Source organism: Ensifer sp. PDNC004 (assembly GCF_016919405.1).
Lineage (GTDB): Bacteria > Pseudomonadota > Alphaproteobacteria > Rhizobiales > Rhizobiaceae > Ensifer.
Genome location: NZ_CP070352.1, coordinates 494,238 through 505,222 on the forward strand (window position 1 = coordinate 494,238; position 10,985 = coordinate 505,222).

Sequence of the window (10,985 nt, forward strand, 5' to 3'; positions counted from 1 at the left end):
GCCCTCCTACCAGCCGAGCCTGTCGAGCGCCTGCTCGACCGGCAACACGACACAGCCCTTCTCAACCGCGTAGCGAACCAGGGTCTCGAAAGTCTCGGGCGTGCAGCCATAGGGCGTCGGACGCGCGGCGATGTCGTGGGTGAAAAATACGAGCCAGCCCGGTCGATCAACGACATCGTCGATCCAGCCCGTGAGCGCTCGAGCGTCCGCCTCCGGCTGCCGGATCTCGACGGCCTTCAGCATCAGCGGATCGACGGCCGTGCGGTTGACGCTCTCGCCAGCCGCACGACAAGTGCGGTAGCGGCGCCCCAGCTCCCGCCGCGCCAGCGGCCAGGCGGCATTGTAAGGAAAGGCGAAGTTGGTTGCAGCGGCATTGACGCCGCTCTGGCTGAGATAGGCGGCATTCCGGTCGAGATCCCGGGCGAGCCCACCTCCGCCCAGACGCCTGATTTTGCTGTGGGAATAGGTGTGGCAGCCAACCTCGTGACCCCGACGAGCGAGCTCGGCGCAGCCCTCCGGCGAGATCAGGGTACGATCCGTCTCGACCCGCCCCCCAAGCCCTCCGGCGATATAGAACGTTCCGTGCACGCCATGACGTTCGAGGATCGCGGCGCCGTTGTGCAGTGCTGTGTCCGGCACGTCGTCGAAGGTGAAGGAGACGAGCGGCGCATCGGTTATGACGTCACGCGGTTTCGCCGCGAGACGCCAGATCAGCCGATTGGCGACGCGGTCGACAAGGCCGTCGACCCTCGACAGAGCCTGTGAAAAACTAGGCATGCGCCACCATCCTTTGTGCAAGCGGGCGTGGTTCGGTTGCAAGCGCTGCCGAGGACTGCAGGCGCAAACCGCAAATTGCGAAGAGCAAGGTAAACCACAGCACGTTCGGACCATCGAAGAAGAAGGCCTCGAGGCTGGCGCTGTAGATCGAATAGAGCCAGATCCGCAGGAACAGCCGCGTGAGGTCGCTGTGCTGCCGGGCCGGCGGTATGCGCGAGATATGATAGAGCGGGAGCACCACCAGCCAGAGCAGCGTGAGGATCAATCCGGGTATGCCGATGACCAGAAGCGTCTCGAGATAGGAATTATGCGCATGGGCGGCGCGAACCGCCCAGGTCTCGATGCCGCCGCCGCTGAAGACCACTTCCTCGGTCTGCCAGAAAGCCTTGAAGCCGCGGCCGATAAACGGCTGTTCAGCGATTACCGAAAAGGCGAAGCGCCAGACGTCGGCGCGGTTCGTGAAGGTCGCGTCGATGCCGAGCGACGTGACGAATTCGCCAAGTGGCCGGAAGACGGCCGACCCGACGGCGAAAAGGTTGAACAGGGCCACGCCGCCGATTGCAATCGGGATGCGCAGCAGGCGTACGCGTTCGAACAGCCATGCCAGAAGCAGGATGCCCGGCAGCATCGCTGTCGAGGTCTTCCCTCCCGTGTGGATGAGGAAGAAGAAGGCGAGGCCAACGATGGTCACGCCGACTAGCTTCGACCACCGATGCAGGACGTAAAGGCCGAGAAACGAGGCCAGCACCATGGCGACGGCCGCTTCGTTCTTGTGACGAAAATGGCCGCGCCACAGCCCTGCATGCATCGGCTCCAGCACTTCGTTGGCCTGGTGAATGGACAGAAGCGGCTTGAACAGTACGCCGTAATAGGCAACCGCGAGCATGACGAGCGTCGAGATCGCCAACATCTTGGCGAAGTGCCGCTCGTTGGCCGGCAACAGCAGATAGACGTTGGCGTTGACCGCGACCATCGTCGTCAGGATGATCGCCTTGATGCCGTTGGCCGGATGAGCGGAAACCAAGCAAGCAAAGAGCACCCACAAAAGCAGGACCGCAAGCAGCACCCGCGGCTGCATCAGCCCGCGCCGCATCGGATGCAGCACACCGTAACAAGAGGCGCCGGCAAACAGCAGCAAGGCCACGATCTGGTTCAGCCGGCTGGAATTGTCACCGCCCGGCTCCAGCAGGCTTTCCTTGGTCAGGTCGACGAAGGAATGGAAGGGAATCCAGTAGTAGATGGAAATCGCCAGGAACAGGAAGGTCCCGACGCGGACCCTCAAGGTTTCTGCAGAAGTGACCGGATTGCCGCTGAGATCGGGCACGATGGCCGCCCTCTCACGGCGCCAGGGGCTGCGGACGACGGATGTATCTCCACAGACCGAGGGCAAGCGCGAGCGATATGCCGAGAACGATCCCGAGGAAGCCGCCGCCGGCGAGCAGAACCACGGTGCGCGGCGGCCAGCTGCGTGCATTCGGCGGCAAGGCGCGCGAGATCACGCGAACATTGGTCGTGTCGATCTGCTGGCGTTCAGTGATCTGCTGGGCACGCGCCAGGTGGGTCTCATAGATGGCGGCCTTGGCGCGCGCGTCCCTTTCGAGATCGCGCAGCTGTACCTGGGCTTCGTTGTCGGAAAATACGTTCGACTTCTCGTCGCTCGCCTTGGCGCGCAAGGCCGAAAAGGCCTGTTGCTCCCGGTCCATGTCCGCCTTGGCGCGATCCAGGATGCGGCGCGCTTCGTCGGCCATGGCCGACTCCAGGTTCGCGCGCTCCGAGCGCGCATTGACGAGGCGCGGATGGCGCTCGCCATAGGTGCGCTGCATGGAGGCGATCTGCTGCTGCAGCACGTTGTACTGCTCGCGCAGGTTCGTCATGTTGACGGATTCGAACTCGGAGGCGCTTGCGGTCCGCCCTTGCGCGATCGCATCGTTCATCTGCCGGTAGCGGGTATCGGCCTGGATGAAGCGCTGCTGGGCATCGAGGACCTGGGTGTTGAGTTCGTTCGAAAGCTGATTGCTGACGAGCTGGCCGTCATTGGTCGACTGCAGCCCGTTCTTGCGGCGGAAATCCTCGACCGCCCGCTCGGATTCGGTGACGTTGTGGCGAAGTTCATCGAGCCGGGCGTTGAGGCTCTGCGCGACGCGACCGGCACTCTCGGCGGCGGACTGAAACAGCTCCTGCTCGAAGGCCGCGACGATCGCATCCGACAGCGTCACCGCTTTCGCAGGCTCTTCGCTCCAGACCTTCATCACCACCACGAAGGACCGCTCTTCGCGCCGGGCTTCCACCCGCTCCGACAAGGCGCGCATGGCGGCAAGCTCGTTTCCGGCCTGCTGCTCCGCCTTCGTGGAGAAGAGGTTCTTCAACGAGCTAAAGGCCGAGGGCTTCACGAATTCCGGATCCTCGGTGAGGCGCAGTTGTGTGATCACCCGCGATAGCACATTGCGCGACGTCAGGATGCGCAGCTTGCTTTCTACTTCCAGCAATTGCGCATCGCGCTGCGGGTTGCTGGTGAAGACGTCATCGCTGACGACGTTGAGGTTGGACGGATCGACGACGATATCGGTGTAGACCGTATAGCGCGGCGTCGCCGTCATAGCATAGGCGAGCGCCCCCCCCACACACAGGACGAGCGCCAGCACGATCCAGATGAGCCCGTCCCGCAACCAGCCGATGATATCATCGATGCCGATCCTGCTAAGGCCGCTCAACCCGGGAAAGTAGCTATCGCGCGTCGCGCCGGCCGCACTGGACACGGGACGCGCCACGTCAGTGGGCTGGGGCGTGGCGTTCGGAATATCTCTGGATTGGCGCTGGATTTCGGCGGGCCTGTCTGTTGCCGACCTGTCGGCGGCAGTCTCCGCTTCGTGAAGGTCCGACGAGAGCAGATCGAGCAACGAACCTCTTTCGACCGGCGCACGCTGCTCGCGTGCCGGTTGACTGACCCCCTGTTTTCCGGCCTCGTCCGGCCTATACATAAGCATCCCTCACGCACGCCCATCAAGACGCGAAGATCGTGACCCCGCGAGCCGCCTTCTAGCGCAGAATTAAGGTTGTACGGTGAATATTCCGTTAAACGGCAGGATTGTCGCTTAACCCATGGCTTCAGAAGTCGGTCAACAACCGGCTCCAGCTCTCCGATGCCAGACCGCCGACATAGATATCGTTGCGCTGGGCCGCGTCTTTCAGATCTGCATGCCGCGTCACCATGCAGAAGTAGCCGCGATGGTGGAAGGACAGCCATCTCTGGCGCGAGATCGCATTCATGAGGAACGGCTGCGAGCTGCCGACGGCGAGCGCATAACCCTCCGCGTCAAGCGCGTGGAACATCTGCGAAGTAACGGCGAACTCGCGGCCGGCCTCGCAGACGACATTGAGCACCGTCGCCCGCTCACCGGCCTTGCCGAAGTAGAGATAGGCGCCGATGACGCGCCCGCTCTCGTCTCGAACCTCTCGGCAGAGAAGATCGCCGAGCGGCGTGTTCAGTCGCGCGACCATCACCAGCCAGTCGAACTCACTGCGCGACCAGACCGGCCTGACGGAAAAGCGCTGCAGCATCGGTTCTGCGAGATCGACGAAGGCGGCGGGGTCGATGGCGTGCGTCGTGCAGCCGGCCACCGGATCGGGTTTCGTACGTGGGCGGCGGCGCCGCAACAGCCGGTCGGCAAGCGCGAGCGGCTTGGAAAGGATCGGGGATCGGAGCGGGCGCACTTGCCGACCAACCGTCAACCCCCAGGCTTTGAACGGCCGGAAGGAGCGACGCCAGTCGAGGCTCTGGATCGGCAGCACGACGCCACCGCCGGCAACCCAGTGATCGGCGCTGACCGGAGACGAGTTGTCGGAAAAACACATGTCCTGGCGTGTCGCCCGCATGGCGCGCGCCAGGCAGGCGGCGCCGACCGCACCGGCCTTGCCTTCGGACATGAAGGCGCAGAGAAGCTTCGCCACCGTCCGGCGGCCGTTGACCGTGAACTCCATGGGAAGCGCCAGGATGGCGCTGCCGAGGCTGCCGGAGCCGTCGTCGTAAACGATGCTGCCGTGTTCCGGCGCGTATAGCGGGCTACCGAAGAAGATGGTCTCGACATATTTCTGCAGTTCCGGGCTCGCGTCCTGCTCCCGCTTGCGAAAGATCCGGGTGAACATGCTGCTGACGGCCGGGATATCTCGGGGTTCCATGGCGCGCACATTGCCCATCCGGGGCATTTCCCGTCCGAGCGACCGTGCAGCCTGGATTTTCCCCAGTTCAGCCTCCATGCGCCACCCCCGTCGACAGGGAAGCTGCGCCGGCCTGCTCCCGATCGCGCCGCACGAAACGCAGGAAGACCGCCCATGAGACGATCACCATCGCGATCTCGATCACGTAAAAGGAAATGAACGTGCCTGTCGGCGGTGCGTACCAGGTCGCCCAAGCGGTGAGTGCCGCCCCAAGCACGCTGCCAAGCCCCATGACCGACGCGCGCGCCGGATGGTGGCCGGACGCGCCAAGCGCCTCCATCGCCACCGACCACATGGCAAGCGGCACGACGACCCAGCACAGGATGCGAACGAAGGAAACGAGAGAGACGTAGTCCTTGCCGAAGAGATAGGGCAGCACTGGCGCCAGCACGAAGACGGCGACGGCCGCGGCAATGCTGATCGAGGTGGCCGCGAACAGCACCTTGCGCACGCGCTCGAAGGCATGATGCAGGCCGGCTGCGGTCGCCTTTGCCGAACCGGGATAGATCAACCGGTTCAAGGCCTCGACCGAGAGGTAGCTGCTCTCCAGCATGCGCCGCGCGACGCTGTAGCTGGACATGACCTCCGCACTTGCAACCAGGCTCAGGACCAGAAGGTCGGCGTTCTGCCGGACAGCGCGCAGGATGAACGGGATACTGAAATAGAGCCCGAGCGGCAGCTCTTCCCGCACGATTCCATAGGTCGGACGTCCCAGTCCCTTAACCGCCCGCCAGCAGCCAAGGGCCACGATCACATGGCACACGAACTGCCACACGGCCCAGGAGGCAACCGATGCCACTCCGAAGGCGATGCAGGCGAGCGCTGCAGCGATGGTGCGCGCCAGGGCGAAACCGACGACCACCTTGTTGGCCGAGGCAAAATTCGAATGCGCGAGAAAGATCTGCTCCGCCAGCACGATGACGCGCACGAAGATGATGTTGGTCACGAGCATCAAGGTGATCACCGTGACATTGGTCACGGGATCGGGCGAAAGCGTGAAGAAGAACGGCAACACCGCCGCGCCAAGCAACACCAGCAGCACGCCGCTGATCGCAGTCAGGATGATGTTGTGGCCGAGCATCTGCGAGTACATGCTGCGGTCGCGCGCGACGCGGCGCACCAGGCACTCCATCGCGCCGAGACCGCACAGATGAACTGCGATGTTGGCAACGGCCGTAATTGCGACGAAGACGCTGAACTCATGCACGCCGAGAAAACGCGCGAGGATCGCAAAGGTCAGGAGTTGCGCAGCCGAGCCAATGACAAGGCTGCCGCCGGATGCAGCATAGGATATGATCATCGAGAGGAACGGTTTGTGCGCGCGTTCCTTCACACCTTCCGAAGCCATTCCGATCTGCCCTTGACCTCAACCGCTCATTGTTACGCTCAAAAAGCGTTCAATGACAGCGAGCACCCGCCTCTGATCACGCGCACGGTAACAGGCAGAAATGATTGCGCGGTTAACGTGCTCGCAGCAATTGTATTTCAGCTTCCGTTTACTCAATTACACTAGGTTACGGTCCGCACGTCTACAGAGTTTTCCAGCGACATGAGGAGCGGCCGTGGCGCACGACGACATCAATCCGACCGACCGACCGACCGAAGACCGGGCCGCGACACTGCACCGGTTCATGGGTGTCGAACTGGAACTTGCGCCCGACGTGCTGGTTCCGCGGGAAGAAACGGAGCTTCTTGGAAGGAGGGCCGTTTCGATTCTTGAAGGCGGCCCTTCGGAAGTCACCATCATCGACATGTGCTGCGGCTCCGGCAACCTCGCCCTTGGCATTGCCAGCGAGATCCCCTCGGCGCGTGTTTGGGGCGCGGATCTGACGGACAGCACCGTCGCGCTTGCCCGCCGCAACGTCGATCGGCTCGGCCTCGGCTCGCGCGTCTCCATCCGGCAGGGCGATCTTTTCGCGGCGCTTGAAAGCGACGATCTGCAAGGCAAGATTGACGTCGTGGTCTGCAATCCCCCCTATATCTCGACCGGCCGGCTGGAGGGCGACCGCGCCCATCTGCTCGAGAGCGAGCCGCGCGAAGCCTTCGATGGCGGCCCCTACGGCATTTCCATCCATCAGCGCCTGATCCGAGATGCGCACGCCTTCCTGAAACCGGGAGGCTGGCTGTTGTTCGAGTTCGGCGAGGGCCAGGAGCGGCAGGCAGGCGCCCTTCTCTCACGGGCGAAAGCCTATGCACCGGTCACCTTCGCGACCGACCGCGACGGCAAACCGCGCGTCGCCATCGTCCAGAAAATCGCCGACCCGGCGGCGGCGGGCACCGGAGAGCTCGCCCGATGAGCGAAATCCGTTCGCTAGAATACGCGGATGTTCCAGCGGTCGCCGGAATGTTCCAGCGGGTGTTCCGCGAGGAGCGCACCACTTCGCCAGCCCTTGCCGACTATATGCGGCAGCTCTATCTCGACGGACCGAACTCCGATGCGGAAATCAGACCGCTGGTACATGTGAACGACGAAGGCCGGATCACCGGTTTCGTCGGCGTCAACGCGCTGCCGATGACACTGAACGGCCGGCATCTGCGCGCCGCGATCTGCGGATCGCTGATGGCGGAAGACCGTGAAAGCGATCCCTTGGCGGGAGCGCGCCTCATGAAGGCGTTCCTCGCCGGTCCGCAGGATCTATCGTTCAGCGAGACGGCAAGCGAAGTCTCGGTGCAGATGTGGACGCGGCTCCGCGGCGTGGTTCTGCCGCAGTACAGCCTCGACTGGGTGCGCGTCATCCGTCCGGCGACGTTCAGCCTCAGCGTCGCCTCGAACCGTATCAAGCCCGCCCGGCTCGCCGCCCCCTTCGCGCGTGTGCTCGACAATTTCTATCGCAAGCGCATGGGCCAGGGCGAGCAGCGCTGGTCCGCCCTGCCCGAAGCGGGAGCGGCACCGGCCGGCTTCACCGCGACCGAGACGGACCGCAGCGGCTTTGCCGCCGTCGTCGACCAGTTCACCGCGCAGTTTCCGCTTCGCCCCGAATGGAGCGATGGCCAGCTCGACCACATCCTTGCCGATGCTGAAAAGAAGCCGGAGCAAGGCGAGCTCGTCTACGCGCTGGTAACGGCCCGCACGGGCACCGTCGTCGGAGCCTTCGCCTACTACGCCAAGGCCGGTGAAATCGGTCGGGTCCTGCAGATCCTGGCGCGACCCGGGCAGGCCGGGCCGGTCATCGACTGCCTGGTCGACGAGGCGTCGAGACGGGGCCTTGCGGGCTTGCGCGGACGCACGCAGCCGGCGCTGATGGAAGCCATGCTCGGCCGACGCATCGCCTTCGTGCACGTCGCCTCGAGCGTCGTGCACTCGCGCGACCAGGAGATTGTCGAAGCCTGCCGCGACGGACAGGGCTTCTTCAACGGTATTTCCGGCGAATATTGGAGCCGGCTGATCGGCGGCAGCTTCTCTTGAGCGTGACCGTCGGTCCGGCCAGGCCTCAATAGCCGGCGATCTCCTCCACGGGCTGCACCAGTTGCGGCCCGAGATGCAGGTAGCGCGTCGCCTTGCGCTTGGCGGCGATATCGGCCCAGACCCGTTCGACCTGCACCACGGTCAGGCCGGCCGCCTTGGCGACGGCGTCAATCTCGATCCCGTGGTTGAGGCCGTAAAGGCAGAGGTCCATGCGATCGTAAGGCAGGGAGAAATAAAACTCCTCCTGCGTCTGCTCCAGCGAATAGGTGTCGGTCGTCGGCGGGCGACGGCAAACTTCGGCGGGAACGCCGAGATGGGCGGCAAGCGCATAGACCTGCGACTTGTAGAGATGGGCGATCGGCTTGACGTCGGCGGCGCCATCGCCGTTCTTGACGAAGAAGCCCTGGTCGTACTCCAGCCGGTTCGGCGTGCCGAGCACGGCGAAGTTCAGCCGGTCCGCATGGTAGTACTCGACCTGCTTGCGGGTACGCTGCTTCATGTTGGTGGCAGCGACGACGCCGAGATAGACCGATGGCGGCATTCGGTGTTTCGATTGCACGCCTTCAGGGCTCTGAACCACCAGCGAGGAGATGTTGTAGCCTTCGCCTTCGAGCGCATTGGCGATGACGACCTTCGAGGCCCATCCGTCGCCATAGTCCGGAACCAGTTCGCGGATGAAGGCGTCGCGGCGCTCGTAGCAGCCCATGGCCTTGAGCGTCGGCCCAATGTCTTCGACGATCGCCTCGACGCCGAAGGTTTCTGCGACCAGCCGGCCGAAGCGCAGGCTTTCCGGATCGGAATCGTTTTCCGGCATGAACAGGCAGAAGACGTTCTTGGCGCCGACCGCGCGCACCGCAAGCGCCACCGAGACGCTCGAGTCGATGCCGCCGGAGAGCCCGAGCACCAGACCGCGCTTCTTCATGGAGCGCAACTGCCCGCGCAAGCCGGAAACGATGCGGTCGGTTTCGAGCGCATGGTCGATCGTCAGGGTTTCGGCCGAAAACAGGCCCGTGCCCCCGGTTGTTCTGATGTTCATTGTGCAGGCTCCATCGTCTCGGCGGCAAGTCGGCGGCTGACCTTGCCGGTATCCGTCTTCGGCAGTTCGGTGCGGAATTCGATGATCTTCGGCACCATGAAATCCTCGAGGTGGCGGGTGCAGTGGCGGATGATGTCCTTGTCGGTCAAGCCAGGGTCCGCACGCACCACAAGGGCAGCGATCGCGTGGCCGAGCACCGGATCGGCCACGCCGACCACGACGGCCTCGGCGATGCCGGGATGGGCATGGAGCACGGTCTCGACTTCCTTGGGCGCCACCTTCTCGCCACGGGTCTTGATGATGTCGTCCTTGCGGCCGACGAAATAGAGAAAGCCCTCTTCGTCCGTCTGGAAGAGGTCGCCCGTATAGAGCACCTTTTCCCACGGGTTCGGTCCGGGCCGCAGCATGCGCTCGGTCGCCGCGTCGTTGCGCCAGTAGCCCTGCATCACATGCGGCCCGCGGATGACGAGTTCGCCAGGAACGCCCGGCGGCACGCGGCTGCCCTCGTCGTCGACGACAAAGGCTTCCGTATTCGGAATGGCGATGCCGACCGAGCCCGGCCGGCGATCCAGTTCCTCCGGCGGCAGGTAGGTGCAACGCTTGCACTCCGTCAGCCCGTACATCGAATAGAGCCGCGCGCCCGGGAAAAGCTCACGCAGGCGGGCGATGTGCGGCGGCGGAAGCGCCGCGGCGGTGTTGGAGAGATAACGCAGGCTCGGCAGGAACCCCGGCTCCAGATCGCGCATCTGCAGGATCATCGCCGCCATCGTCGGCACCAGCGGGAAGCCGGTGACGCCCTCCTCGCGGATGCGCTCGAAGATCGCATGCGGGAACGCAAAGGACTTTTCGAGCACCAGCGTCGCGCCGAGCCTGATCGCCATCAGCAACTGGTAGAGGCCATAGTCGAAGGCGAGCGGCAGCACGTTGAGGATGATGTCGTCGTGCTCGTTGCGCAGGTAGGTGGTGATCGATTCCGACGCCGCGTCGATATTGCGATGGGTCATCATCACGCCCTTCGGGCGCCCGGTCGAACCCGACGTGTAGATCAGCATCGCCAGATCGACGTCGATGCCGCGATGCGACACCGGCATCGCCTCCGCCGCCGACAGGCAGCCCTCGAAGGGCACCGCGCCGGCAGGCGACTGGCCATTTGGCGCCGCGGTCGATGCAACGAAGATGTCGGCCTTGCCGCTGCTTTGCGCCTGGGCTTCCGCCACCACCGGCATCAGCTTGGCCTGCGTCAGGATCGCGGCCGGCTCGCAGTCATCGATAATGTAGGCGAGCTTGTCCGCCTTGGTGGAGGCGTTGATCGGGCTGAAGGTCGCGCCTGCCTTCAGGATCGCGAAGATCGAGGCGGCCGCCTCCCAGCAATTGTCCATGAACACGAGGACGCGGTCGTTGCGCTTCACGCCCGCCTTAGCCAGCGCGGCCGCCAGCCGGCTCGATAGCTCGTCGAACTCGCCGTAGCTGAGCCGCTTGCGATCGGTCACGAGCGCCGTCTTGGCCGCATGCCTTGCCGCATTGCCGATGAGAAATTGTTCGAACCGCATG

General features: G+C 64.1%; 9 protein-coding genes. 2 read left to right on the plus strand and 7 right to left on the minus strand.

Going from position 1 to position 10,985, the window contains the following annotated elements; translation table 11 throughout:
• Positions 1-6: 6 nt before the first annotated feature.
• The 5 genes from JVX98_RS02235 to JVX98_RS02255 form a co-directional block, all read right to left on the minus strand.
• Entirely contained in the window at positions 7-777 is a 771-nt protein-coding gene (locus JVX98_RS02235; protein WP_192449600.1) for a polysaccharide deacetylase family protein, read from the minus strand.
• Positions 770-2,101: an O-antigen ligase gene (locus JVX98_RS02240; RefSeq protein ID WP_205236723.1), complete on the minus strand. Its 1,332-nt coding sequence runs from the start codon at positions 2,099-2,101 to the stop codon at positions 770-772. The genes JVX98_RS02235 and JVX98_RS02240 overlap by 8 nt, the downstream gene beginning before the upstream one ends.
• A gap of 13 nt (positions 2,102-2,114) precedes the next feature.
• Complete coding sequence (locus JVX98_RS02245) at positions 2,115-3,755, minus strand: GumC family protein (protein ID WP_192450020.1); 1,641 nt, start codon at positions 3,753-3,755, stop codon at positions 2,115-2,117.
• Between the two features lie 127 nt (positions 3,756-3,882).
• On the minus strand, positions 3,883-4,980 hold the full coding sequence (locus JVX98_RS02250) for a GNAT family N-acetyltransferase (protein ID WP_246764888.1): 1,098 nt from the start codon (positions 4,978-4,980) through the stop codon (positions 3,883-3,885).
• A gap of 40 nt (positions 4,981-5,020) precedes the next feature.
• Complete coding sequence (locus JVX98_RS02255; protein ID WP_205236724.1) at positions 5,021-6,340, minus strand: lipopolysaccharide biosynthesis protein; 1,320 nt, start codon at positions 6,338-6,340, stop codon at positions 5,021-5,023.
• Between the two features lie 283 nt (positions 6,341-6,623).
• Between JVX98_RS02255 and JVX98_RS02260 the strand changes: the two genes are divergently transcribed.
• The gene (locus tag JVX98_RS02260) at positions 6,624-7,289 is read left to right on the plus strand and encodes a HemK family protein methyltransferase (protein ID WP_205236964.1); all 666 of its coding nucleotides are present in this window, start codon (positions 6,624-6,626) and stop codon (positions 7,287-7,289) included.
• Positions 7,286-8,398, plus strand: a complete 1,113-nt coding sequence (locus JVX98_RS02265) for a hypothetical protein (RefSeq protein ID WP_205236725.1) — start codon at positions 7,286-7,288, stop codon at positions 8,396-8,398. The genes JVX98_RS02260 and JVX98_RS02265 overlap by 4 nt, the downstream gene beginning before the upstream one ends.
• A gap of 25 nt (positions 8,399-8,423) precedes the next feature.
• On the opposite strand, the gene nadE is transcribed toward JVX98_RS02265, so the two are convergent.
• Both nadE and JVX98_RS02275 read right to left on the minus strand, forming a co-directional pair.
• Positions 8,424-9,434, minus strand: a complete 1,011-nt coding sequence (gene nadE / locus JVX98_RS02270) for an NAD(+) synthase (RefSeq protein ID WP_205236726.1) — start codon at positions 9,432-9,434, stop codon at positions 8,424-8,426.
• Complete coding sequence (locus JVX98_RS02275; RefSeq protein WP_205236727.1) at positions 9,431-10,984, minus strand: class I adenylate-forming enzyme family protein; 1,554 nt, start codon at positions 10,982-10,984, stop codon at positions 9,431-9,433. The genes nadE and JVX98_RS02275 overlap by 4 nt, the downstream gene beginning before the upstream one ends.
• Position 10,985: the final 1 nt, after the last annotated feature.

Bases quoted from the DNA above. Each gene is read 5' to 3' on its own strand.
- JVX98_RS02245 (WP_192450020.1), bottom strand. From the start codon at position 3,755: ATGTATAGGCCGGACGAGGCCGGAAAACAGGGGGTCAGTCAACCGGCA.
- JVX98_RS02235 (WP_192449600.1), bottom strand. From the start codon at position 777: ATGCCTAGTTTTTCACAGGCTCTGTCGAGGGTCGACGGCCTTGTCGAC.
- JVX98_RS02275 (WP_205236727.1), bottom strand. From the start codon at position 10,984: ATGCGGTTCGAACAATTTCTCATCGGCAATGCGGCAAGGCATGCGGCC.
- JVX98_RS02260 (WP_205236964.1), top strand. From the start codon at position 6,624: ATGGGTGTCGAACTGGAACTTGCGCCCGACGTGCTGGTTCCGCGGGAA.
- JVX98_RS02255 (WP_205236724.1), bottom strand. From the start codon at position 6,340: ATGGCTTCGGAAGGTGTGAAGGAACGCGCGCACAAACCGTTCCTCTCG.
- JVX98_RS02265 (WP_205236725.1), top strand. From the start codon at position 7,286: ATGAGCGAAATCCGTTCGCTAGAATACGCGGATGTTCCAGCGGTCGCC.
- nadE (WP_205236726.1), bottom strand. From the start codon at position 9,434: ATGAACATCAGAACAACCGGGGGCACGGGCCTGTTTTCGGCCGAAACC.
- JVX98_RS02250 (WP_246764888.1), bottom strand. From the start codon at position 4,980: ATGCCCCGGATGGGCAATGTGCGCGCCATGGAACCCCGAGATATCCCG.